Origin of the sequence: Brevibacterium sp. XM4083, assembly GCF_006489205.2 — a bacterium.
In the GTDB taxonomy this organism is placed as follows: Bacteria; Actinomycetota; Actinomycetes; order Actinomycetales; family Brevibacteriaceae; genus Brevibacterium.
Window position 1 is genome coordinate 194,586 of the sequence record NZ_VFYR02000002.1, and the last position, 24,218, is coordinate 218,803.

23 protein-coding genes and 1 tRNA gene are annotated in these 24,218 nt (G+C 67.8%); 15 read left to right on the top strand and 9 right to left on the bottom strand.

The genetic code is table 11. The features are described 5' to 3' along the window. The first annotated feature begins 17 nt into the window (after positions 1-17). The gene (gene rsfS / locus FJ887_RS06630) at positions 18-455 is read left to right on the top strand and encodes a ribosome silencing factor (RefSeq protein ID WP_140955113.1); all 438 of its coding nucleotides are present in this window, start codon (positions 18-20) and stop codon (positions 453-455) included. Then, complete coding sequence (locus FJ887_RS06635; protein WP_140955112.1) at positions 452-1,048, top strand: histidine phosphatase family protein; 597 nt, start codon at positions 452-454, stop codon at positions 1,046-1,048. Before rsfS ends, FJ887_RS06635 begins: the two co-directional genes overlap by 4 nt. Here the strand turns inward: FJ887_RS06635 and FJ887_RS06640 are convergent, their stop codons facing one another. After that, positions 1,049-2,179: a glycosyltransferase family 4 protein gene (locus FJ887_RS06640; protein ID WP_250786179.1), complete on the bottom strand. Its 1,131-nt coding sequence runs from the start codon at positions 2,177-2,179 to the stop codon at positions 1,049-1,051. Between the two features lie 108 nt (positions 2,180-2,287). On the opposite strand from FJ887_RS06640, the gene FJ887_RS06645 reads away from it, so the two are divergent. The 9 genes from FJ887_RS06645 (at position 2,288) to efeB (ending at position 11,725) form a co-directional block, all read left to right on the top strand. Continuing rightward, positions 2,288-5,335: a DUF4040 family protein gene (locus FJ887_RS06645; RefSeq protein ID WP_140955111.1), complete on the top strand. Its 3,048-nt coding sequence runs from the start codon at positions 2,288-2,290 to the stop codon at positions 5,333-5,335. Beyond that, complete coding sequence (locus tag FJ887_RS06650) at positions 5,332-5,664, top strand: sodium:proton antiporter (protein WP_137825310.1); 333 nt, start codon at positions 5,332-5,334, stop codon at positions 5,662-5,664. Before FJ887_RS06645 ends, FJ887_RS06650 begins: the two co-directional genes overlap by 4 nt. Next, positions 5,661-7,178: a proton-conducting transporter transmembrane domain-containing protein gene (locus FJ887_RS06655; protein WP_140955110.1), complete on the top strand. Its 1,518-nt coding sequence runs from the start codon at positions 5,661-5,663 to the stop codon at positions 7,176-7,178. Before FJ887_RS06650 ends, FJ887_RS06655 begins: the two co-directional genes overlap by 4 nt. Next, positions 7,175-7,618, top strand: coding sequence for a Na+/H+ antiporter subunit E (locus FJ887_RS06660; protein ID WP_137825308.1), 444 nt, complete (start codon positions 7,175-7,177; stop codon positions 7,616-7,618). Before FJ887_RS06655 ends, FJ887_RS06660 begins: the two co-directional genes overlap by 4 nt. Beyond that, positions 7,615-7,875, top strand: coding sequence for a monovalent cation/H+ antiporter complex subunit F (locus tag FJ887_RS06665; RefSeq protein ID WP_137825307.1), 261 nt, complete (start codon positions 7,615-7,617; stop codon positions 7,873-7,875). The genes FJ887_RS06660 and FJ887_RS06665 overlap by 4 nt, the downstream gene beginning before the upstream one ends. Further along, positions 7,875-8,249 (top strand): cation:proton antiporter, encoded by a 375-nt coding sequence (locus tag FJ887_RS06670; protein ID WP_140955109.1) that lies wholly within the window; start codon positions 7,875-7,877, stop codon positions 8,247-8,249. Before FJ887_RS06665 ends, FJ887_RS06670 begins: the two co-directional genes overlap by 1 nt. 108 nt (positions 8,250-8,357) lie before the next feature. Beyond that, on the top strand, positions 8,358-9,215 hold the full coding sequence (gene efeU / locus FJ887_RS06675) for an iron uptake transporter permease EfeU (RefSeq protein WP_140955108.1): 858 nt from the start codon (positions 8,358-8,360) through the stop codon (positions 9,213-9,215). 108 nt (positions 9,216-9,323) lie between these two features. After that, positions 9,324-10,475 (top strand): iron uptake system protein EfeO, encoded by a 1,152-nt coding sequence (gene efeO, locus FJ887_RS06680; protein ID WP_140955107.1) that lies wholly within the window; start codon positions 9,324-9,326, stop codon positions 10,473-10,475. Between the two features lie 32 nt (positions 10,476-10,507). Next, a complete protein-coding gene (gene efeB, locus FJ887_RS06685; protein ID WP_502799908.1) occupies positions 10,508-11,725 on the top strand; it encodes an iron uptake transporter deferrochelatase/peroxidase subunit in 1,218 nt (405 codons plus the stop codon). A 6-nt stretch (positions 11,726-11,731) separates the two neighbouring features. Here the strand turns inward: efeB and FJ887_RS06690 are convergent, their stop codons facing one another. Further along, positions 11,732-12,454 carry an alpha-ketoglutarate-dependent dioxygenase AlkB gene (locus FJ887_RS06690; RefSeq protein WP_140955105.1) on the bottom strand — a complete coding sequence of 241 codons (723 nt, stop codon included), beginning with the start codon at positions 12,452-12,454 and terminating at the stop codon, positions 11,732-11,734. Positions 12,455-12,461: 7 nt separating this feature from the next. Continuing rightward, positions 12,462-13,670: an NAD(P)/FAD-dependent oxidoreductase gene (locus FJ887_RS06695; protein ID WP_140955104.1), complete on the bottom strand. Its 1,209-nt coding sequence runs from the start codon at positions 13,668-13,670 to the stop codon at positions 12,462-12,464. A gap of 115 nt (positions 13,671-13,785) precedes the next feature. Here FJ887_RS06695 and FJ887_RS06700 point away from each other — a divergent pair. Next, positions 13,786-13,858, top strand: a tRNA-Ala gene (locus FJ887_RS06700). A gap of 368 nt (positions 13,859-14,226) precedes the next feature. Here FJ887_RS06700 and FJ887_RS06705 read toward each other — a convergent pair. The 3 genes from FJ887_RS06705 to mhpA form a co-directional block, all read right to left on the bottom strand. Next, positions 14,227-14,904: a DUF998 domain-containing protein gene (locus FJ887_RS06705; protein ID WP_140955103.1), complete on the bottom strand. Its 678-nt coding sequence runs from the start codon at positions 14,902-14,904 to the stop codon at positions 14,227-14,229. 122 nt (positions 14,905-15,026) lie between these two features. Continuing rightward, positions 15,027-15,941, bottom strand: coding sequence for a hydroxyquinol 1,2-dioxygenase (locus tag FJ887_RS06710; protein ID WP_140955102.1), 915 nt, complete (start codon positions 15,939-15,941; stop codon positions 15,027-15,029). Then, a complete protein-coding gene (gene mhpA / locus FJ887_RS06715; RefSeq protein WP_140955101.1) occupies positions 15,938-17,554 on the bottom strand; it encodes a bifunctional 3-(3-hydroxy-phenyl)propionate/3-hydroxycinnamic acid hydroxylase MhpA in 1,617 nt (538 codons plus the stop codon). Before mhpA ends, FJ887_RS06710 begins: the two co-directional genes overlap by 4 nt. A gap of 198 nt (positions 17,555-17,752) precedes the next feature. Here mhpA and FJ887_RS06720 point away from each other — a divergent pair, with 198 nt between their 5' ends. Further along, positions 17,753-18,418, top strand: coding sequence for a TetR/AcrR family transcriptional regulator (locus tag FJ887_RS06720; RefSeq protein WP_140955100.1), 666 nt, complete (start codon positions 17,753-17,755; stop codon positions 18,416-18,418). Between the two features lie 48 nt (positions 18,419-18,466). On the opposite strand, the gene FJ887_RS06725 is transcribed toward FJ887_RS06720, so the two are convergent. Further along, the gene (locus FJ887_RS06725; RefSeq protein WP_140955099.1) at positions 18,467-19,168 is read right to left on the bottom strand and encodes a hypothetical protein; all 702 of its coding nucleotides are present in this window, start codon (positions 19,166-19,168) and stop codon (positions 18,467-18,469) included. Between the two features lie 305 nt (positions 19,169-19,473). Here FJ887_RS06725 and FJ887_RS06730 point away from each other — a divergent pair, with 305 nt between their 5' ends. Both FJ887_RS06730 and FJ887_RS06735 read left to right on the top strand, forming a co-directional pair. Continuing rightward, positions 19,474-19,839 (top strand): DoxX family protein, encoded by a 366-nt coding sequence (locus tag FJ887_RS06730; protein ID WP_250786180.1) that lies wholly within the window; start codon positions 19,474-19,476, stop codon positions 19,837-19,839. A gap of 118 nt (positions 19,840-19,957) precedes the next feature. Continuing rightward, positions 19,958-21,133: an MFS transporter gene (locus FJ887_RS06735; protein ID WP_140955098.1), complete on the top strand. Its 1,176-nt coding sequence runs from the start codon at positions 19,958-19,960 to the stop codon at positions 21,131-21,133. Positions 21,134-21,364: 231 nt separating this feature from the next. On the opposite strand, the gene helR is transcribed toward FJ887_RS06735, so the two are convergent. Both helR and FJ887_RS06745 read right to left on the bottom strand, forming a co-directional pair. Beyond that, the gene (gene helR / locus FJ887_RS06740; protein WP_250786181.1) at positions 21,365-23,515 is read right to left on the bottom strand and encodes an RNA polymerase recycling motor ATPase HelR; all 2,151 of its coding nucleotides are present in this window, start codon (positions 23,513-23,515) and stop codon (positions 21,365-21,367) included. 164 nt (positions 23,516-23,679) lie between these two features. After that, positions 23,680-24,213, bottom strand: coding sequence for a YdeI/OmpD-associated family protein (locus tag FJ887_RS06745; protein WP_140955096.1), 534 nt, complete (start codon positions 24,211-24,213; stop codon positions 23,680-23,682). Between the last annotated feature and the right edge of the window lie 5 nt (positions 24,214-24,218).

Below are 24,218 nucleotides of genomic sequence, written 5' to 3' on the forward strand. Positions count from 1 at the left end.
CCCTGGGAAAGGACCACGTGGACACCACTGAACTGCTTCGGATCGCCGCCAAAGGCGCCGATGACAAGCTCGGCACCGATATCGTCGCCCTCGACGTCAGCTCCACCCTCTACATTACCGACGCCTTCCTCATCGTGTCCGCGGAGAACGAACGGCAGGTCGGTGCGATCGTCGACGGCGTCGAGGAGGCGCTGCTCAAGCAGGCCGGACGCAAACCCCTGCGGCGGGAGGGACGCGGCACCGGTGACTGGGTGCTCCTCGACTACGGCGACATCGTCGTCCACGTCTTCTCCACCGAACAGCGCGAGTACTACGCGCTCGAGCGCCTGTGGAAGGACGTTCCCGTCATCGACGTGACGATCGACGAGACTGCCGATGACGACGACTCGGCCGACGACGCTGCACCTGTCGACACCGAGTCCGACGGTCCTGCCGCCGGCACCGAGACTCGATGACGAAGACCGTCATCGTCTGGCGGCACGGGCAGACGGACTTCAACCTGCAGCGGCGCTTCCAAGGACAGTCCGACATTCCGCTCAACGCCGTCGGAATCGATCAGGCCGAACGGGCCGCCGCGGTCCTCGCCGCCCGCAGTCCCGAACTCATCGTCTCCTCCGACCTGCTGCGCGCAGCGGTCACCGCCGACACCCTCGCCGACCGGCTGGGGACGAGCGTCGACCGCGATCCGCGCCTGCGGGAGATGGCCTTCGGCGAGTGGGAGGGCCTGACCCGCGAGGAGATTGCGGCAGTCTGGCCCGAGGAGCTCCACAAGTGGCTCTCCGGCGGTGACCCGAAGCCGCCCGGGGGAGAGACCCGCAGCGAGTCCTCGCAGCGAGTGGCCCGCGCCATCACCGACATCGTCACGACCTCGGACGCGGAGACGATCGCCATCGTCGCCCACGGTGCGGTGCTGCGCGGTGCCGCAGAGATCCTCCTCGAGATGACCGGATCCGGAAGACTCGCCGTCCTCGCGAACTGCGGGCACGGCGAATTCGGCTTCACCGGCGACACGTGGGTGCTGCGCAACTGGGGCGAAGCCCCCGACTGATCACCGTCGCCTCGCGTTCACATCCCGGATGAGGCCGACGAGAGCGTCGGCCGACTCCGACCACGCGAACCTCTGCGACTGCACCTGCCCGGCCGCGGCGGCCCGTGCCCAGGCGTCGGGCTCGGTGAGTCTTCCGACCGCCTCGGCGATCGAGGCGGGATCGTCCTCGTCGAAGTACTCCGCCGCATCCCCGGCGATCTCATGGAAGATCGGGATGTCGGAGACCGCGACAGGCACGCCCTTGGCCATCGCCTCGATGACGGGCAGCCCGAAGCCCTCGGCGCGGGAGGCCGTGACGAGCGCTGTCGCCTCCTCGAGCAGCTGGGCGTACTCCTCATCGCTGACCCCGCGGTGGAAGACGACCCGCGCACGGTCGGGGATGAGCGCCCGCAGCGCCGCCTCCCGCCGCCCTTCGATCCGGCTCGCGATGTGAAGCGTCCACCCGGGCAGGTGCGCCAGGGCGCGGATGAGGGTTTCGACGTTCTTGTACGGCATGAACGAGCCCATGTAGACCAGGGACCTCGCCCCCGAGCGATCGACCGATCGGGGTGCGGCGGCGGTGACCTCGGCGGCGTTGGAGACGACGGTCACCGGTTTCGTCGTCAGATGCTCCTCGGCGATGAGGGCCTTCGTCGTCTCACTCACCGCGGCGATCGCATCGGCCCGGTTGAGCAGCAGTCGCTGCGGGGCGTAGCTGAGATGGTAGAGCCGCCACAGCAGCCGCACCGGGGCCGGCAGGTCGGCCGGCGGGAGCGGATGCGAGTAGTAGATGAGGTCGTGGACGGTGAGGATGAGCCCGTAGCGGCGACCGGTCGACCCCATGACCTGCATCGTCGAGAACACGACATCGGCGCCGAGGTCGTTGAGCCGTTTCGCGATGCCCACCTCGGCGGGGGAGAGCGGGGAGCTGAGCTTGACCCACGGGCAGTCGGGGAGGAGGGCGAGCTGGTCCTCGTCGCTGATGATCGCGGTGACCTCGATGTCCGTGCCCGCGGTCGCCTCGAGGAGGGCCTCGAGCAGGCACGAACCGTACCGGGAGATCCCGTCATGATGGGTCGTTCGGGTGAAGCGCGCGTCGAAGAAGACCCTGATTCGGTCGGGGGCCTGTGGAACGCGTGGGTTTTTGCTCATGGAACTCCGAGTCGATAGTCTGAACATTCGAAAGTGAGCGTTCGCCGCGACGAAGGGCCAGTGAGTGAAGGAACCAGCACCTGCGTCCGAAGCCCTGAGGCTCCGGTCATGATCCTAACGATTATCGCACTCGCCGCCCTCGTCGTCCTCACCCCGCTCCTCACCCGCCTCCTGGGTCGAGCCACCGGATGGCCGCTGGCCGCCGCCTACCTCGCCGTCGCCGCTCTCTTCACTCCCACCGCCGCCGAGGTGATGGCCGGGTCGACGCCGGAGGAGACCGTCTCATGGGTGCCGAGCCTCGGCGTCGACCTCGCCCTGCGCGCCGACGGCATCGGCGTGATCTTCACGTACATCGCCCTCGTCATCGGCGCCGTCGTCTTCGTCTATTCGACCGGATACCTGCCCAAGGGCCGCAATACGAGCTTCTACTGGCTCATGGTGATCTTCACGTTCTCGATGGTCGCCCTCGTGCTCAGCAACAACCTCATCGTCCTCTTCATCTGCTGGGAACTGACGTCGCTGGCCTCGTTCTTCCTCATCGCCCGCTCCGGGTCGCCCGGGCAGGCACCGTCCCTGCGCACCCTGTTCATCACCTTCATCGGCGGCCTCACGCTGCTGGTCGCCGTGGGACTGACGATCGCGGTGACCGGGACGACGAACCTCAACGAGGCGCTGCTCTCCGGAGCGTGGGCCGCGCAGCCGGCGGCCGCCACCCTCGTCGCCGTCCTCGTCGCGATCGCCGGCATGACGAAGTCCGCGCAGTTCCCGTTCCATTCGTGGTTGCCCGACGCGATGGCCGCGGCCACCCCCGTCTCGGCCTACCTCCACGCCGCGGCCGTCGTCAAGGCCGGCGTCTTCCTCATGCTCCGGTTCTCCCCGGCCTTCCATGCGACCCCGGCCTGGAACATCCTCCTCATCACCTCGGGTCTCATCGCCGCGTGCATCGGCGGCTGGTTCGCGCTCAACCAGCACGACGTCAAGAAGCTCATGGCGTACTCGACGGTCTCCCAGCTCGGCCTCATCACCGCCGTCATCGGCGTCGGCACCGAAGCCGCGATCGCCGCGGCGGCCCTCCACATCATCGCCCACGCGCTCTTCAAGTCCGGCCTGTTCATGATGGTCGGCGTCGTCGACCACCTCGCCGGGACCCGCGAACTCACCCGCATCCCGCGACTCATGGGTCCGGCCCCGACGGCCTTCGTCGTCATGATCCTCGGCTGCGCCTCGATGGCCGGGATCCCGCCTCTGCTCGGCTTCGTGTCGAAGGAGTCGCTGTTCACCGCGCTCGTCGAATCCGGCGGTGCCGGGTGGATGCTCTTCGTCATCGCCGTCGCCGCCTCGGTGCTCACCTTCGCCTACTGCGCGAAGACGGTGTGGGGCGCGTTCATCGACGGCAAACCGGTGACGAAGTCCGAACTCGAGCACTCCTCACCGATCATGCTCGCCGCCGCGGCCCTGCCGATCGTCGCCTCCCTCCCGCTCAGCCTCGTCCTCTACCTCTTCGACACCCCGCTCACCGCCGTGGTCGCCGCGGCGCTCCCCGGTGAGGTCGAACCCGTCCACGTGAAGTTCTGGCACGGATTCACCCCCGAGCTCATCGCCTCGGGCCTCATCATCGCCATCGGCATCGTCATCATCATCAACCGCTCCCGCGTCTTCGTCTTCTTCCACCGCGCCCGGCTCAGCTTCGACGGCGCCGACGTCATCGCCGGCATCGCCGACGGCCTTCAGCGCCTCGGCCGCGGCCTCGGCATCGTCGTGCGCCCGATGAACTCGACCCCCTACCTGGCGACGACCCTCGGCGGCCTCGCGCTCATCACGTTCCTCTCCGTGCCTGCGGTCTACCCGAGCCTGCCGCCGCTCCAGGAGAACCTGTGGCGGCCCGCGGACATCATCCTCCTCGTCCTCATCACCGTCGCCGTCCTCGTCGTGTGCACCTCGCACTCGCGTCTGACCACGGTCGTCGCGCTCTCGGCCATCGGCATCCTCGCGACCGTGCAGATCCTCGCCCTCGGCGCGCCCGACGTCACCCTCACCCAGCTGCTCGTCGAGGCGATGACGATCATCGTCATCATGCTCGTCCTCCAGAAGCTGCCCCGGTCGTTCTGGCGGTACTCGAAGCGCCTGCAGTCGAGCCGGGCGATCTTCGCGATCCTCGTCGGCATCGCCGTCACCGTGCTCACCCTCATGCTCAACGGACGGCGTGAGCGCTCCGACCTCGGTCTCTACTACATCGAACAGGCCCCGGAGATCAGCGGCGGCCACAACATCGTCAACACGATCCTCGTCGAGTTCCGTGCGCTCGATACGCTCGGCGAGCTCACTGTGCTCGGCATGGCCGGCATCGCGATCGTCGCCGTGATGTCGACGGTCAAGGACCGCTACATCGACCCGCCGGCGGAGAACATCCCGGAACCGCCGCGACGGGCGTGGGTGACGGTGCGCCCGAAGGGCACAAGCGCCTACCGCGGCGTCCACGAGGCGTGGCCCAACGTCATCCCGCTGCAGCTGACGATCAAGGTGCTCGGACCGCTGCTCATCATCGCCTCGCTGATGATCTTCTGGCGCGGCCACAACGAACCCGGCGGCGGCTTCATCGCCGCGCTCGTCGGCTCCGCCGTCATCGGCCTGCTCTACATGTCGACGGCCAAGGACCGCGCCATCGGACCCCCACGGGCGCCCCTCTACCTCATCGGCCTCGGCATCGGCATCGCCGTGGTCACCGGCCTGCTCGGGCTGATCTTCGCCGGATCCTTCCTCGAGCCGCTGCACACCTACATCCTCGGGCAGCGCTTCACGACCTCGATGCTCTTCGACGTCGGCGTCTACCTCGCCGTCCTCGGCCTCATCCTCCTCTCCTTCAACATCCTCGGCGTCTCCGACTCCGCGGCGACCCCGGCCGGTGACGACGTCCTCACCGACGGCATCATCCGCCGTGACGTCGAACTCACGCGTGAGCGCGCCGATGAGCTCCTCTACGGTGAGCTGCGCGGACCGCTCGAATCGATCAGGGGCGAGCGGCCCGGCCGCGGAGAGAAGATCGCCGGACGCGGCTCCGAGGAGAAGGCCAAGGCCTCGACGACGCACATCCTCGACGGTGATGCACCGCTCGACCGCGGTGAAGCCCCGACCACGAAGGAGGGGGATCCGCGATGATCCTTGCCCTGACGATCGGCGTGCTCACCGCCGGCGGTGTCTACCTCATGATGCAGCGGTCCATGGTCCGCGGCGTCTTCGGCCTCACCCTGATCTCGCACGCCGCGAACTTCATCCTGCTGTCCGCCGGAGTCGGGGCCTGGCGCGTCGAGCCGCTCGCCGAACGCGGTGACCAGACCATGGCCGCCGACCCGCTGCCGCAGGCGTTCGTCCTCACCGCGATCGTCATCACGCTCGCGGTGACGATCTTCATGCTCGCCCTCGCCGTGCTCGGCCACGACGACGACCAGAAGCGCGCTCCGGAGACCGGGGAGGTCCGCGAATCGTGAACTCCTCCCTCCTGCTCCTCCTCGTCGCGATCCCGCTGCTCGCCTCGGCGCTCAGCGTGCTCATCACCTCCCGCACCTTCGACCGCATCCTGCTCTTCGCCGTGCCCTCCTTCGTCGGCGCCGCGGCGATCGGGCTGCTCGTCCTCCACCGCACGGAACCGGTCGTCGCCCATTCCGTCGGCGGTTACATCCCGGGACTGGCGATCCCGTTCGTCTCGGACACGTTCACCGCCCTCATGCTGCTCCTGACGTCGCTGACGTCCCTGGTCAGCTGCATCTTCCTCGTGAGCACGGGGGAGGACCAGTACCGGTTCGTCCCGGCGCTCATCCTCATGATGCTCACCGGTGTCTACGGGGCGATCCTCACCGGCGACCTCTTCAACTTCTTCGTCTTCGTCGAGGTCATGGTGCTGCCGGCCTACGCGCTCATCGCGGTCACGGGAACGTGGCGCCGCCTCGGCGTGGGGCGGATGTTCGTCATGGTCAACCTGCTCACCTCGACCCTGCTGCTCATCGGCGTCGGCTTCGTCTACGGTGCCCTCGGCACCGTCAACCTCGCCGTGCTCGCCTCCCTCGGCACCCCGACGGGACAGGGGGCGCTCGCGCTCGGGATCGTCCTCTTCGCCCTGCTCGTCAAGGCCGGCGGCGCCCCGTTCCACGGCTGGTTGGCCCGCAGCTACCCGAACACCTCGGCGGGGATGATGTCGCTCTTCGCCGGTCTCCACTCGAAGGTCGCCCTCTACGCGATCTACCGCATCTGCACGACCGTCTACGGTGAGCCCCCGGCCTGGGCCAACGCGATCGTCGCGATCGCCGTGGTCAGCATCCTCGTCGGCTCCCTCTCCGGCTTCGGACAGAACCGGGTGCGCAACGTCCTCGCGTTCCAGATGACCTCCGGCGTCGGCCACATCCTCCTCGGCGTCGCCCTGCTCACCGCCCAGGCCCTGGCCGCCGGTGCCTTCTACATGGTCCACCACATGATCACGATGGCCGGTCTCCTCCTCGTCATGGGCGCGATCGAGCAGACCTACGGCACCGGGTCGTTCAAGAAGCTCTCCGGTCTGGCCAGTCGGGAGAAGTGGGCGGCGGTGCTCATGGTCCTCGGTCTCTTCTCCCTCATCGGCCTGCCCCCGACCTCGGGCATGTGGGGGAAGATCGGCTTGATCTCCGCGGCCACCGCCGTCGAGGACGCCGCCGGCTGGTGGCTCGTCTCCGCGATTGTCATCGGCTCGCTCATCTCCATGCTCGCCCTGCAGAACACGTGGCGCAACACGTTCTGGGGCGCCCCGATGCAGTCGTACCGCCCCGATTCCGCGGAGACCGGACGCGCCGCCTCGGTGGCGATCACCGATGATGTGCGCATCCCCGGTCGGCTGCTCGTGCCGGCGACGATCCTCATCGCGCTGTCCGTGGCGATCTTCGTCTGGCCCGAACCCCTGCTCGAGATCACCGGGCGGGCCGCGGCGGGACTGCTCGACCACACCGAATACATCGAGGCGGTGATCGGACGATGAGGCGAATCCTCCACGGCATCTCCTACGTCCTCTACATTCTCTGGGCGATCATCACGGGATCGGCGACGGTCGTCGGCCACCTCTTCCGCGTCGGCCGGCCCTACGCCCACCCGATGATCGTCGAGGTGCCCCTGCGCTGCCGCACCGACCTCGAGGTCACCCTCTTCGCCTCGTCGATCACGATCACCCCGGGCACGCTCGTCACCGCGATCGCCGCAGGCACCGCGACCACCCCGCCGGTGTTCTTCGTCCACTGCCTCTTCGAGGACTCCGAGGAGGACGCACTGGCCGGTCTCTACGACATGGAGTCGCGCCTGCTCGCGATGACCCGGGGCCGGGCGCCGCAGTCCTCGGCCTCGGACGTCGCCGAGGTGGAGGCCGCGTGGGTCGACCCCGGCCCCCACAATCCGTCCGCCGAAGAGGAGAGGAGAGGGCGATGACCGTCATCGTCGCCATCTGTGCGATCATTCTCGCCGCCGCGATCGTCGTCGGCCTCATCCGCGTGCTCACCGCCCGCGATCTGGGGTCCCGCGCGGTCGTCAGCGATCTCATCTACTTCTGTGCGATCGGAATCCTGACGATGATCGCGATCGGCGTGTCGTCCTCGATCGTCCTCGACGTCATCTTCCTCGCCTCGATGGTCGGCATCCTGGCGACGATCGCCCTGTCCCGGATCCTCACGAGGGGGCACCGCTGATGTCGGACACCGTCGCCACCGTTCTCGTCGGGATCTTCGGCATCACCGGGTCCCTGCTCATGCTCGCCTCGGCGCTGGCGATGTTCCGGGTCAAGGACGCGCTCTCCCGGATCAACGTGTTCTCCCCGGCCACCGGCCTGGGCATGCCGCTCATCGTCGTCGCCGCCTACATCCACACGCTCCACACCGAGGGCTTCAGGGTGATGACGCTGTTCATCGCGATCATCGCCATCCTCTGCCTCATCATCGTCTCCTCGGTCGCGAGCAACACGCTGTCGCGGGCGAGTGTGCTGTCCGGGCAGCCGATCTACCGCAAGACCTCTCCGAACCGTCTGGCCCAGCCCCCGGAGGGCATCGAGGACCCGGCTCCGTGAGACAGCGTGGCAAGGATTCGCGGCGCTCTGAGGCTTAAGTAAGGCTTTCCTTATGCTACGCTGAGCGAGCCGTGCCCCGCGGCGCTCCCCAGGACCAGAAAGCCGCCCATGTTCCAGACATTCCTCATCGGCCTGCGTGAAGGCCTCGAGGCCGCTCTCATCGTGAGCATCCTCATCGGCTACCTCGGCAGGATCGGCCGGACCCGTGAGGTCAGGGCGATGTGGTGGGGGATCGCCGCGGCGATCCTCGTGTCCCTCGGCTTCGGGGCGCTGCTCACCTTCGGTCCCTCGACGCTGACGTTCGAGGCCCAGGAGTTCATCGGCGGGACCCTGTCGATCATCGCCGTCGGCTTCGTCACGTGGATGATCTTCTGGATGGCCACGACGGCGAAGAGCCTCGGCGGGGAGCTGCGGGCGGCGGCGGACAAGGCCCTCGACGGTCCCGTCATCGGGCTCGTCATCCTCGGCGCCTTCTCCGTCGGCCGGGAAGGACTCGAGACCGCGCTCTTCCTCTGGGCCGCCACCCGCGCGAACGCCACCGGCACCACCTCGGCGCTCGGACTCACGGCGGCAGCGATCGCCGGCATCGCCATCGCCATCGTCCTCGCGTGGCTCATCGCCAAGGGCCTGCTCAGACTCAACCTCTCGGCGTTCTTCCGCTATTCGGGGGCGTTCCTCATCCTCATCGCCGCCGGCGTCCTCGCGTACGGATTCCACGACCTCCAGGAAGCCGGAGTCGTCCCCGGCCTCCACGCCCTGGCCTTCGACGTCTCCGATGCCATTCCGCCAACGAGCTGGTACGGGGTCCTGCTCAAGGGCATCTTCAACTTCTCCCCGGCGACGACGTGGGTCGAGTTCACCGTGTGGTGGCTCTACGTCCTCATCGTCGGCGCGCTCTTCATCCGCAGCCTCCGCGCCTCCCCGGCACCGGCGGCGCAACAGGCCGACCGCGGCGTCGCCGCCTGAGCGTCGCCACCGGCGACCCCACCCTGATCCCACTCGTGCCGGTTCCCCGGCGACCGCCTCGGCTGACCTCCCTCTGCCTCTTCGCAGGCCAACGAACAAAGGACCGATATGACCACTCTCTGGCCCCGTCTCGCCATCGGCCTCGCCGTCGGCGGTGCGCTCGTGCTCACCGGCTGCGAACCCAATGACTCAGGCGACGGCACGATCGCGGTGACGAGCACCGACGACTCGTGCGACGTCGCCGCCCAGGAGGCTCCGGCGGGCACTCTGAAGTTCTCCGTGACGAACGACGGATCGAAGGTCACGGAGTTCTACCTCCTCGGCGAGGACGGCCTGCGCATCATCGGCGAGGTCGAGAACATCGCGCCCGGACTCGAGCGCACCCTCACGGTCACCGCCCCGGAGGGCAAGTACTTCACGGCGTGCAAGCCGGGCATGGTCGGTGACGGGCTGCGCGGGGACTTCACGGTGACGAAGGGCACCGGGGGTCAGAGCGTGAGCGCCGAGGACTCGCAGCTCGCTAAGCAGGCGACGACGCAGTACGCGGCGTATGTGAAGGATCAGACGGAGCAGCTGCTCACCGGCACCGAGGAGTTCGCGAAGGCGTACAAGGACGGCGACGACGACAAGGCGCGGACTCTCTACGCCCAGGTGCGCACGAACTGGGAGCGCATCGAACCCGTCGCCGAATCCTTCGGCGACCTCGACCCCAAGCTCGACCTGCGTGAGGCCGACCTCGAGGAGGGACAGGAGTGGACCGGTTGGCACCGCATCGAGAAGGACCTGTGGCCGCCCAAGGACGGGTACACGGCACTGAGCGATGCAGACCGGACGAAGTACGCCGACCTCCTCGTCTCCGACACGCAGGTCCTCTATGACCGGACCCGGGACATCAGCTTCACCCCCGACCAGCTCTCCAACGGGGCCAAGGAGCTCCTCGACGAGGTGGCCACCGGCAAGGTCACCGGTGAGGAGGAGACCTGGTCGCACACCGACCTGTGGGACTTCCAGGCCAACGTCGACGGCGCCCGGGTCGCGTACGAGAACCTCCAGCCGCTGCTGGCCACGCGCGACAAGGAGCTCGACGCGACGCTCAAGACGCGCTTCGCCGACCTCCAGGCCCTCCTCGACGAGCACCGCAAGGGCGACGGGTTCGTCCTCTACACCGAACTGAGCGAGGACGAGGTCAAGACCCTGTCCGATTCCGTCAACGCGCTCTCCGAGCCGCTCTCCCAGCTCACCGACAAAGTGGTGGGCTGATGGCGGACCGGCCGGGTGTGTCGCGGAGGGCGATGTTCGGCATCGGGGCGGGTGCCGTCGCGGCCGGTGCCGCGGCCGGGTACTTCGCGCATGATCCGATCGCCGAGGCGGTCGGGGCCGATTCCGATGTCGTCGACTTCTACGGCGCGCACCAGGCCGGGATCGTCACCGAGGCCCAGGACCGCATGTGCTTCGCCGCGATCAACGTCCTCACCGACGACCGTGCGGAGCTCGTCGACCTCCTCAAGACGTGGACGGCAGCGGCGGCCAATCTCAGTCAGGGGCTGCCGGTCGTCGAGGGCGGCGTCGCCGACGGCTCTCGGTACGCCCCGCCCGAGGACACGGGGGAGGCGCAGGGGCTGAGCGCCGGCCACCTCACGGTGACGATCGGGTTCGGCCGCAGCCTCTTCACCGATGCCGAGGGGAAGGACCGCTTCGGCATCGGGGAGAGGCTGCCCGCCGGGCTCATCGACCTGCCGCACTTTCCCGGAGATCAGCTCGACGAGGCGCGCGTCGGCGGGGATCTGTGCATCCAAGCGTGCGCCGATGATCCGCAGGTCGCCGTCCATGCGGTGCGCAACCTCATCCGGATGGGCTTCGGCATCGTCTCGACGAAGTGGATGCAGCTGGGCTTCGGACGCACGGCGTCGACCTCACCGGCCCAGGAGACCCCGCGCAACCTCTTCGGGTTCAAGGACGGCACGGCGAACATCCGCTCCGACGAGGACACCGCGCTCAACGAGCACGTGTGGGTCCGCGACGGCTCATGGCTCGACGGCGGCAGCTACCTCGTCGCCCGGCGCATCCGCATGCACATCGAGACATGGGATCGGGAGAGCCTCGACGGGCAGGAGCAGATCTTCGGCCGCACGAAGATGACCGGCGCGCCGCTGTCCGGCGGCGAGGAATTCACCGCGCCCGACTTCGCGATGGCCGGGGCCGGCAGTCAGCCGATCATCCCGGTGACCTCACACGTCCATCTCGCGCATCCGAAGCAGAACGGCGGGGTGCGGATCCTGCGCCGCGGCTACAACTACGCCGACGGCGCGGATGCGCGCGGCAACCTCGACGCGGGTCTGTTCTTCATCGCCTTCGTCGCCGACCCCGCCCGTGACTATGTGCCGATGCAGAACCGGCTCGCATCCCAGGATGCGCTGAGCGAATACCTGCTCCACACGGGGTCGGGGCTCTTCGCGATCCCGCCAGGAGTGAGCAGGGGCGGCTGGATCGGGGAAACGCTCTTCGGGTGAGCGCGTTCAGTCGCGGCCGGTCGTGCGCATCGTGATGTTGATCCTGCCGCCGCCGAAGTCGGTCAGCTGCGCCGAGTCCGGGGCGGTGTCCGGGTGGATCTTCGTCACCCCGTGGTAGGCGAAGCGGGCGGGACCACCGAAGACGAAGGCGTCGCCTGAGGCGAGCCGGATGTCCTCGTACGGCTTGTTCCGCGTCTCGGTGTTGCCGAATCGGAAGGTGCACGTGTCGCCGAGGGAGAGGGAGACAACCGGGGCCGGATCGTGTTCGTCTTTGTCCTGGTGCATTCCCATCTTCGCCGCCTCGTCGTAGTAGTTGATGAGGGCGACGTCGGGGGAGTAGTGCGCGGGGTCGAACCCCCATGCCGCGGCCGCCCCGGCAGGGTGGTCGGGGTCGGCGTCGACCGCCTCGGTGGCGGTGGTGAGGATCTGGCGTCCGAGCCGTGTCATCCAGTCGGGGAACGGCGGGACGCGCTGCCGGTTGACGTCGACGGCTTCACGGTCGTAGCGGCCCGGCCGCCAGTGCCACCCGAGTCCGATCGTCGTCACGCTCATCGGGTGTCCCATGATCGTCGTCGAGTGCGGCGGGACCGGGCCGGAGCGCCACTGGGCGTACTGGCGGACGATCCATGCCTGCCCGGCATCGTCGAGGAAGCCGGGCAGCCACACGGCCCCGGGCGCGATCACCCGGGGGCCGCGGTCGAAGGCGTCGTCGGCGAAGAGGGCGGGCACAGACGCCTCAGAGGTCGGCGAGCGGAACCGATTCGTCGGCGAGGCGGGAGGCGTCGACCTGCGTGCCGACGATCGTGCGCAGGTCGTCGTTGACGTCCCAGACGTTGACGTTCATTGCGGCGGTGACGGTGCCGTCCTTGGTCCAGAACGCGATGAACTCGCCGGAGTCCTTGTCGCCGCGGATGACGACGTCGTCGTCTCCTGAGCCGTGGCCGACGTACTCCATGCCGAGGTCGAACTGGTCGGTGTAGAAGTACGGTTCCCAGTCGTAGACCTTGCTGCCGCCGGTGAGCGTCGAGGCGGCGACATCGGCCTGGCGCACCGCGTTGTCCCAGTGCTCGACGCGGATCCGGGAGTCGAGCCGGGTGTTGAAGGCGTTGGCGATGTCGCCGATGGCGAGCACACTCGGTTCGCTCGAGCGCATCTTCTCATCGACGGGAACGCCGTTGTCGATGTCGAGGCCGGCCGCCTCGGCGAGTTCGATCGTCGGATCCGCGCCGATGCCGACGACGACGAGATCAGCGGGCAGGTCGCCCTTCGTCGTCTGCACGGTGTCGACGGAATCCTCGCCGGCGAAGCCCGTGGTGTCGGCGTCGGCGAGGAACTTCACGCCGTTCTTCGTCTGCAGATCCTCGAAGTACTGGCCCAGCTCGTCGCCGAGGACCTTCTTCAGCGGGGGAGCGTCGCGGAGGACGACGGTGACGTCGGAGCCGTGCGTGCGGGCGGCAGCGGCGACCTCGAGGCCGATCCAGCCGCCGCCGATGATGACGACCTTCCTGCCCTCGCCGAACTGCGAGCGGATGGCCACGGCGTCACCGGCGGTGCGCAGGGTGTGCACGTTGGCGAGTTCCTGGCCGGGAACCTCGAGGGTGCGCGGAGTCGAACCGGTGGAGAGGATCGCCTGAGCATAGGTGAGCTCCTCGCCGGAGGCCAAAGTGACCGTGTTGGCGGAGGTGTCGAGCTTCGTCACGGTGTCGCCGAAGAACGTCGTGACGTCATGGGCCGGGTACCACTCCGCGCCGCGCAGTGCGGAGTCCGCGGGGTCGGTGTCCTCGAGCATGACCTTCTTCGACAGATCAGGACGGTAGTACGGCGGAAGGGGATCGGTGCCCACCAGGGCGATGGTGCCGGCGAAGCCGTCATTGCGCAGGGCCTCAACCACCTGACCTCCGCCGATTCCTGCACCGATGACGACGATTCCGAATTCCTGGGCCATGCTCGCTCCTTGCTCTTTCGGGGTCCTTGTCACAGACTCTACTGTCGGAATCCCGAGTCAACCACTCCCGGTTTTGTGCTTCCTGGGTGCTCGGGTCTAGAGTAGTGCGGTGTCAGGGGCTATAGCTCAGTTGGTAGAGCGCTTCGTTCGCAATGAAGAGGTCAGGGGTTCAATTCCCCTTAGCTCCACCCTGAAAGCGGGGGTCGGGGTACACGAGCGTGTACCCCATGTGTACCCCCGCTAGCGATCCAACTTCCTCACCGGATGTCTCACATCATCGTTTCGGTCGACGCGGTCATAGCAGTTGCGCAGGACCTAGGAGCCGACCACACCTCCAGCGAATTTCTCGCTCCGCCGAATCCGCATTCACGCTTTCATGATCGCAACATGACGGATTGCGAGGCCGTACCTGGCTGAGCGTGCGTCCCCACGGTCCGCACCTGGCGGCCTGAGTTGTGTGCGGTGTTGTCGTTGAAGACCAAACGATGCGGCAAAGCTGCTCCGAATATCCCCCGGAGCCAATCGAACCTTCAGCAGCCCCCAGCGCGAGCGTCGTTCAGTGGTGAACCGGCCTCAACCGACGTCTCTTCACATCGCCCTGTCGACCGCGACCGACGAGAACGGCGACACCGACCGCGGCTGTCCAGACGGTGAGCGTGTCGAAGGAGAGACGTTCGGCGACGCCGAAGCTCAGGCCCGGCAGCGCCGCGCCGTCGAGGGCGAGAAGGAAAGCTGCGAATCCGAGAATCGAGACAGCGACGGCGGCAATCGTCAGCCACCTGAAGACACTGCGCCCGGCAGCAACGGCAAGCAGGAGCATCGCCGCCCACTGGACGAGAGCCTGAGCTGCCGCGGCACCGTCATGCAGGGCCGGCAGTCGATCCCACGGCGCGAAGCCCACCGCGACGACACACACTCCGACGACGGCCATGAGAATCGTCGCCACACGTCCAGTCCGACTGCTCCAGCAGCCGTGCAGCAGCACCGCTCCGAGGGCCGTGAGCACACCGGAGGCGATCATGCCCGCATTGAACCCGACGTGCCACGGTGAGCAGACCTCGCGGACGACGCCGCCCTCGGTGAAGGGGCCGCAGACCGTGACACCGAGGTCGCTGATCGCATTTCGCGTCACCGAGTACCCGTCCGGCCACTGCAGTGCCACGATGAGCTGGACGGGCAGCAGCAGTGCACTGGCCACCCAGAGAGCTGCCCCGATTCTCCAACGCTGCCTCATGTCCCTCGCCCTCCTCATCGAACGCGATTGCCTTCGACTGCGCTGGGGACGCGGCAACCGGAGACGCGGTCTGCGTCCATCGTAGGGCGATCAGAGGTGATGCGAGGCGATCGGCGGGAAAGTCATGACCCCGCCACGCGCATGCCCTGCCCATCTCCGGGGGCGAGCACGATGTCGAAGCGCGTCTCGGCCCACCCTCTGCCACCGTCGTCATGTCCGTCCGGTGACGGGGTGCCGGGCTCATGATGGGAGAAGTCCATGATGAGCGACTCCTTGACCCCGAAGACGCTGTCACCGATCTCCAGCTGCTCATCACCGCGGACGAAGATGTGCGTGACCAGCGTCCGGAATCCCGGTGCCGTGACCATGAAGTGCAGGTGGCTCGCGCGCATCGGCGAGCGTCCGGTCGCTGCGAGCATCGCCCCGACGGGTCCGTCATCGGGGATCGGGTACGGCGTGGGAAACAGCCCCCAGAACCGGTAGGTGCCGGAATCGTCGGAGAACAGATGCGCTCGGGCAGCCATCCTCTCGTCGTCGTACTGGACGTCGTAGAAGCCGTCCTCATCGGCCTCCCACACCTCGATGCGCGCCCCGGGGATCGGGTTGCCCTCAGTGTCCGTGACCGACCCCTCAACGAGGCAGGGTTCGCCGAGCGCCCCGAACGCCATGTCCCCTCCGTGGGCGATCTCCGGGGCATCGTCGACGAAGAACGGTCCGAAGACCGTCGCCTCGGTGGCATTCGCATGCTCGGGATTGTTCATGCCCACAACCTGCATCGACGCCCCGAGCGTGTCCGAGAGGAGCACGAACTCCTGCCTCGTCTCGGTCGTGATGTGCCCGGCATCGGTGAGGAAGCGGATGCCGGCGTTCCATTCCGCCTCGGTGAGGCGCACTTCCCGGAGGAAGGCGTGCAGATGTCGGGTGAGGGCCTCCATGACGGATTTCAGGCGGGCGTCGTCGGTGCCGGCGAACGACGCGATGACCTCATCGACGAGTCCCTGTTCGCGCGCCGACTGCTCGGGGGAGATGTCGCTCATGCTGCTGCCCGCACGATCATGCCCGAGAGGATCGTATCGAGGCGCGTGGTGAGTTCGGCGGCATCACCGGCGACGAAGGCGACGTAGAAGTCCGGTCGCATGAGGAGATGGAGGGCACCGTGCTCACTCATCCACGTCGAGTACGTGCCGTCGAGATCGATGACCTCGGCACCGCTGTCGGGACCGCCGACCGTCAGCTGCCGACCCCCGACCCGCTCGAGGTCGGCGGCCAGGCCCGGATCGAGGTCACCGGCCGCCTCGGGAATCGAGAGGAGGAACCAGCCGTGGCCGACGGCATCGTCGAAGCGGCCGGTCCGCCCCTGATGGGCGACTCGGCCCTGGATTCCCGTCTTGCCCGCGGTGCCGTCCTCGGCGACCCAGGTGCCGGGGCCGAGGATCGTCTCATGCGCCGGCAGCGGGCCGACCTTCGACTGCTCGGCGTGTTCGGCGAGCATGCGCGCGTCCCGGGCGGCCGCCTCGGCGGGATCGGTGATGCAGATGATCTTGCCGAGATCGACGGAGAACTCGATGTACCACTTCGCCTGATCGCGCCGCTCGTCGGACCAGGCGTCGAGGAGGTTCCCGTCGGCGAGACCCTGCAGCACGAGATCGAGGCGCCACGCGAGATTGACGACATCACGCAGCCCCGCGCACATGCCCTCACCGGCGAACGGCGGCATGAGATGGGCGGCATCGCCGACGAGCATCGTCCGCCCGTGATGCCACTTCTCGAGGTACTTCGCCTCGAACCGGGGGAGAGCCAGGCGCTCGAGCGAGGCGTTGTCGGGACGGATGTCCCACGGCTCGAGCAGCTTCCACGCCGCCTGCGGGGTGAGCATCTCCTGGAGATCGTCGTCGGGCAGCATCATGAACTCCCACCGGCGCCTGCCCGGCCCACCCGGCACGACCGTCGTCGGCCGCACGGGATCGCAGACCTGGAAGTGGTGAGTCCTGTACGAGGGCATGACCTCGGGCTTCGTGTCGACGATGAGCCAGTGGAAGAGGAAGCCGAGATCCGTCATCTCCGCCCCGACCGACTCCCGGAGGAACGAATTCGCCCCATCCGCCCCGATCGCATACCGCGCCCGGATCCGACCGGACTCCCCGCCCTCGGCGTATTCGACGGTGCGCAGACCGGGGACTGTCTCCCGGAAGTCGAGGGTGACGCCGTCCTCGTCCTGGGCGAAGGCGACGGTGTCGCGTCCGAAATGGAGGGTGACGTTGGGCAGGGTCTGGGCGATGACGCGCAGCCGGTCCTCGAGTTCGGGCTGGCTGAACCAGTACCGCTTGCGGAACCCGTTGTCCTCCTTGCCCAACCAGTCGATCTCCATGAGGATCTCGCCGTCCCCGTTGAGCCAGTAGTAGTGGTCGTCGTGGAAGTCGATCGCCGGGTCGTTGTCGGGATCGATCCCGATCATCGCGAGCACGCGGGCGATCTCATGATCGAACGTCACCGCACGCGGGCGTCCGTACTGCGTGTGCCACCGGTCAAGGGCGTGAACGCGGTAGCCCTGGCGGCCGAGGAGGATCGTGGCGAGGAGGCCGACGGGGCCGAGGCCGTTGATGACGACGTCGGCGGTGTGTTCGACGGTGGGTGCGGATGCGGGGGTCATGTCTCACTCCTATGTGAACATATGTTCATCGTTGAACTTATGTTCATTATGGGGATGAGTTGAGGGGCCGTCAAGGGTTTGTGCTCGGATTCCGCCTGGGAGTTCTCCTCGCGCGCCGAGGCTGTCGCCCGTTCCCGTCTCCTCCGACCTCGCGCGCCTGCTGGCCGAGGCATGGCCTGAGCAGGCACAATCGTGTCCATGGCAGAATCTCCTGACCGGCGAGCCCGCAAGGCCGAGGCAACTCGTCGTCGCATCCTCGACGCCGCGCGCGACGTCATCGCCACCGGCGGACCGGAGGCGCTGACGATTCGGGCTGTGTCGAGCGGCGCCGACATCGCCGTCGGGACGTTCTACAACTACTTCACCTCCGTCGAGCAGCTCACCGATGAGGTCGTCTTCGATCTCGTCGAGACCTTCGGCCAGCGTCTTGATGCGCTGACCGGGGGCTTCGACGATGCCGCCGAGGTCTACGCGGTGTCTCTGCGGCACCTGGCGACGACGGCAATCTCCGATCCGGTGTGGGGGTGGCTGCTCGTCCGGCTCGGTCTCGCCCACGCGGGTCTGCTCGACGTGCTGGGTCCGCGTGCCAATCGCGACATCCAGAAGGGCGTCGACAGCGGTCGCTTCGACATCGACGACGTCGCCCTGGCCGGGGCGATGACCTTCGGGGCGCTGCTCTCGGCGATGCGCCTGCGTCTTGAACGCGGGGGATCCGATGAAGTCGTCGCCACCTACACCCAGTACCTGCTGCGGATGGTGGGGATCTCACGTGAGGAGGCGCGCGATCTCGCCCGGCGACCGCTGCCGCCTCTGCCGCCGCTCGAGGCATCCGACGGAACCGGGAGTCCAGCCGCACCTGAGTGACCGGGCGCGGCACTCAAGCAGTGCGGGCCGGCTCCCGTGGCGACCGTTCTATCCGTTCCCGGTCGTCGTGTCGAACTGCGCCCACGAACCCAGAGGCATCTCGACCATGGCGTAGCGATCGATATCGCGTTCGGAGACTCGGCCGAGACGCAGGAGTTGGTCGAGCACGTACGCTCGGGCGTCATAGCGCCACTTGTCTTCCGGGGAGAGAGTGTTTCGGTCGAGGCGTGAGTGGGGGTGCGTCCGTCGCATCCTGACCAGCAGCGCGATGGAGACGATGCCTGAGAGGACGACGGCGACAGCGAGCCAGGACAGCCATGCGGGCGACAATCCGTCAGCGAGCAGCAGTCCGGCTGCCGCTGCGGTGATGACGAGGGCGAGCGCGGTGACCCGAAGGCTGCCCCGGTCCCGCCGGCCTGCCTCAGACGTCAGTGTCGGAATGAGCATCCCGATACCGGCGACGATGAATGCACCGCCGGTGATCGTCGCCAACCACGATGGCGCCTCGGGGAGCTGAGTGGCCCAGGCGACGAGGCCGATGGTGGCAAGCGCGGGGAGCACGTAGACCGCCAGCAGAATCGCCCCCAGCGCTGCGGCGTTCATAGGATGCCGCATCTCGTCCGCCCGAGCGGCGTCGTCAGGGGACACCGGCAGGGACAGGATCTGAGCCTCGATATCACCCCAGGAGACAGGCCGGTCGTTCGGAGCGGACCTGGCGATCTCCTTCAGGTCCCGCGTGCTGTCTGCCACGTGTTCTCTCCCCTCGTCGGCGTGGTGGGTTTCGTCAGTGAGCTCAACGGCGGCCGAAACTCCACCCGACCTTTGCCGACCATGCGTGGTGACGGATCGTATCACGGCCGTGAGTGCTGGGATCGAAGCCGGCGCAGTCTGCAGAGATCCGTCATCGCGGACCCGGGGACGCACGTCGGATCCCTGTGGTCGATCCGATTGTGCTGGGAGTCCGAATACTCACCGGTAACACCGTGACGCCGGAATCGACTAGCCTGACGACTGACCTGTCCAAGACGCTGACACTTTTCACGCCGAGGAGTCCGATGAGACTGAGACCTGCACTGATGACCGGCCTTCTCGGATTCGCCGGGGCCATGCACTTCATCCGACCGCAGACATTCGATTCGATCGTCCCGCCTGCCCTCGGCAATCGGCGGGCGTGGACCTACGCGAGCGGGGTCGCCGAACTCGGCTGCGCTGCCCTGCTCGCCAACCCGGGCACACGACGCCTCGGAGGGGCTGCCTCGGCGGCACTCATGGTCGCCGTCTACCCGGCCAACCTCTACACCGTGGTCAAGTACTGGCACTCACCCCGCGGGCGGGCGATCGCGCTCGCGCGCCTGCCGCTGCAGATTCCCCTCGTGCAGATGTCGTGGGCGATCGCCACCGACAGGGGCGCGCGGGACTGACCTCCGGGCGGTGCGCCGATCGGCGGTCATTGGTAGCCTGGACGCAGCGAGTGCCCGTGTGCCTGACCCGTCCGGGCAGACGTCAGCAGGCATCGTGAGGGCGGCCCAAGGGGTCCTCATGTCTCAGCGCCACCACCTCGTCAGCCTCTGGCTCATCTTCTTCATCAACGGCTCAGTCATGGCCAGCTGGTCGCCGCGCATTCCCGAGGTCGCAGCCGCCCTCGACGTGGGTGACGCGGCATTGGGCATCGCTCTGCTCGGCTTCGCCGCCGGAGCCATCCCGGCGATGTTGTGTGCCGGTCACCTGACCCGTTGGGTGTCGCCTGAACTCGTCAGCCTCCTCTCTGCGACGGGGTTCTCCCTCGGCCTGCCGATGATCGCCGCGGCACCGAACCTCGTTGCGCTCTTCGCAGCTCTCTTCGGCATGGGGATCGCCGGGGGCCTGTGCGACATCACGATGAACCTTACAGGGGTGCGCATTGAGCATCGACTGCGCTCGAGCGTGCTCGGACGGCTTCACGCCGGATTCAGTCTCGGGGTCGTGGCCGGCGGTGTCGGTGCACTTATCGCGACCGCCCTCGGTGCGAGCGTCGCCGGGCATTTCGCGGTCGTGGCAGCCGTACTCGTTGTCCTCGCGGCAACTGGTGCTCCCGGTCTCATGCGCATCGGCGGACGGCGACCTGAGCGGGAGCGCGTGCCCGAAACCGCACGCTCTCCCGACAGTCCTCGTTTCACCTCGCACCTCCCGGCGGCGATCGCCGTCATGGCCATCTGCGGACTGTTGCTCGAGGGCGTCATCACCGACTGGTCGGCGCTCCTGCTCACTCGCGACCTCGCCGCCACCGCAACGCAGGGTGCATTGGCGCTCACGCTGTTCTCCGTGGCCATGGTCGGATCACGGGCAGTCACCGACCTGCTCGTCGACCGCCTCGGCGAATCGGTGATCCTTTGTGCCGGGGCAGTGACGGCCGCGACGGCGATGACGATCGGAATGCTCAGCGCGGTGCCCGGGATCGTCGTGGGGTCGATCGTGGTCATCGGCTTGGCGATCGGTCCGGTGTTTCCGATCACCCTGAGCCGAGCCTCCCGGTTCGGTGATCCGGCGGCCTCGATCGCCCGCATCAGTGTGGTCGGCTACACCGCGGGTCTGGTCGGTCCGCTGCTCATCGGCGTGATCTCCTCTGCTGTGGGCCTGCCGTGGACGATCACCGGCGCGGTGCTCGCCGGGAGTCTCGGCATCCTCTTCGCTCTTCGTCCCTCGTCGCGTGGTGACGAGACCGGCACGGCGCCTTAGTCCTCCGAAATCGGCGAGGTGATCTCTTCAGCACTCGGCGCCGAGTCAGGGTCGAGCAGCCACTGGGCGGCTACGCCGATGAGCATTGCGTAGTGACGCGAACCGGCTCTTTCGTCGTCACCCCCGAAAGCGCGTGCGAGCACGGCCCGTGCGGCATCGCCGCGCTCTTCGAGGCCTACGCGAATGGTGTCATTGTGCTGAGCCAGACTGATGGCCTCAAGGCAGGTGGTGTCAGGAGAGAACCACGAGCTCCGCGGTTGATCGGGTCATCGCGACGTAGCGGTCGACGGCACCGGTGATGCCGTCACCGAACCGATCGGGGTCGACGAGGACGACGAGATCGAATTCGAGACCCTTGACCTCGAGTGGATTGAACGCGTTCACCCGCTCGGATCGCCGCCAGTAGTCCGGGACTGGGAGGACACTGGGGTCGACCGCGATGATGCCGACAGTGCCCTGCTCATGGGCGCTCAGCCACGCCTCGATGACGGGGATGAACGCCTCCGTCCGTTCACGGCGCACCGGGTGTCCGGAGGAGCGCACGGAGTCGGGCACATTCGCATCGGGGAGGGCGGCGCGGATGACGGGACCGGCTTCGGCCATCACCTCGGCAGGGGTGCGATAGTTGACGCTCAGATGCACCGTCTCGACGCTCAGCCCCATCCGCGACAGTCGTTCCTCCCACGTCTCGGCGAACCCGTCCCTCGCCTGAGCGCGGTCTCCGACGATCGTCACCGACTTCGAGGGGCATCGGTCGAGGATCATCCGCCACTGGGCGTCGGTGAGCTCCTGGGCTTCGTCGATGATGATGTGACCGAACGGACCGGCGAGCCGGTCGGGTTGCGGCACCGTTCGACCACCGGAATTCTCGAGAGCGGTCTGCAGGTCGGCACCGCGGAGCATCGTCATCTCCCGCAGCTCGCTGTCGTCGGCAGAGATGAGGTCGTCGATGACGTCGCTCATCCGCGTGCGTTCGGCGGCGGACTCGCGCTCGTCGGTGCGTCGACGACGGAGAGCATCCGGGTCGCCGATGCGACGGCGAGCGGCATCGAGGAACGGCAGATCCTGTGCTGTCCATTCCCGTGGCCCACGGCGGATGAGCGCGTCGATCTGCGTCGGCGCCAGCCCCGGTGCGCACATGCCCAGGTAGGCCGGCACGGTCCACAGGTCGCCGACGACGTCGAGCGGATCGAGCACTGGCCATGCGGCGTTCAGTGCCGCCCGAAGCGCCGGATCGCAGCGGACCATGCGCCGAGTCAGTTCCTCGTCGATGTCGTCATCGAGGTCTCGGGCATGGTCGACGATGATGTCGACGAGGTCGTCCCACACCTCATCGCGGGCGTCGTTGTGCGGGGTCGTCCCGATCCCGGCCCGGAACGCTTCGGCCCACATTCCCGGTCCGACCGGGATCTCGCCGGCCGGAGTCGGGACGCTCAGATCGTCGGTCGGCGGCTGCTCGTAGAGCGACACGGCCCGGTCGACCACCTCGGCGGGATCGAGCGCCCCTTTGATCCGGGCGGAGTGCGCGGACTCGGGAGCCGTGGCAGTCTCCGGTACGAGGTCGCTCAGCGTGCACATCTGCACCGCATCCTCGCCGAGGCGGGGGAGGACGTCGTCGACATACCGCAGATACGATGCGGTCGGGCCGATGAAGAGCAGCCCGCCTCCGGATCTCACCTGCGGTGCGGAATGGAGCAGGTAGGCGGCCCGGTGCAGCGCGACGATGGTCTTGCCCGTGCCCGGCCCGCCGTCGACGACGAGCGGTCGACGAGCAGACGTGCGGATGACCGCATCCTGGTCGGCCTGGATCGTGCCGAGGACATCGGGCATCTGCGGGGAGCGCACCGCGGAGAGAGCTGCGAGGAAGGCCGACTGGTCGTCGAGCACAGCGGCATCGGCACCGCCGTCGGGACTCAGCTGCTCATCCCAATAGTCGATGACCACGCCGTCCCGCCAGCGATATCGTCTCCTGCTCGTGAGACCGAAGGGGGAGGCGAGGGTGGCGGCGAAGTACGGTTCGGCCGCAGAGGTGCGCCAGTCGACGAGCAGCGGGTCGCCGAGCTCGTCGCGGATGCCCATCCGACCGATGTGGAGCGTCTCACCGTTCGTGGTCACCATCCGACCGAGGCACAGGTCGAGGTCGAAGCGGCCGAGCAGGCTCAACTGCGCGGAGGCCTCGCGGATGAGGGCGTCGCGTTCGACGGCCGCCTCCCCGGAGGCAACGCGAGTCGCCCGCAGCTCGGCGAGGCGGGTGGTCAGCCGGGCGGACTCGGTCTCCAGGGCTTGGGAGACGCGGGAGAACAGCGCGTCGTCGGCAGCGATGAGGTGCGGTTGGGCTTTGGCGGACAGACGAGTGGGCAGGGCAAAGGCGCTGGTTGGCAAGGAGGCTCCTGGAGGGTGAACGGCGAGGTGAGGCACCTATTGTTCACCCTGTCAGGGGCCTTGCGGCAAGCCCCCTGTGCGCTGATATCCTGAGATTGCGAGGAGATATCAGCCGCTCGTCAGTCGCCCATGACGACAAGTCGGAGTGCTCGACCGGGAGGGTGTCAGCGGAAGTCGATGAGCTTCCCGCTCTTCGACAGCTCCGGATCCGTGCAGGAGGACAGGTCGAAGCAGCACGGCCGGCGCTTGCCGTTCTCGAGCTTGTCGATGGCCACGCCGACGCGTTTGGCCCGCGTCGCGGGATTCTTCGTCGCCTTGATCCAGCGCACCCACTCCCACCGCGCCATCGGCGTCAGGCTCGCCCACGTGTCATCGAGATCGCCGGCATCCGCGAGCGCCGCGGCGAGATCCTCCGGCACGCTCACCTCGGGCCAGTCCTTCGTCGGAGTCAGCGTCACGGACACCGTCGCGCTGTCCTCGAGGCCCGCGACCTCATCGAGATTGAGCCAGTGACCGCGCATCCCATCGGGCTCGACAACCGTCGCGAACCGCGCGTCGCCGACGACCGCCTCGGCGGCGACCTGACCCCGTGAGGGAAGCTCCGCACTCGCGTCGGGACTCAGCCGGATGATCGTGCGATCACCGAGCGTCGACACCTCTCCGGTGAACTCGATCGGTGCGGTCTGCGTCGCTGCCATGTCTC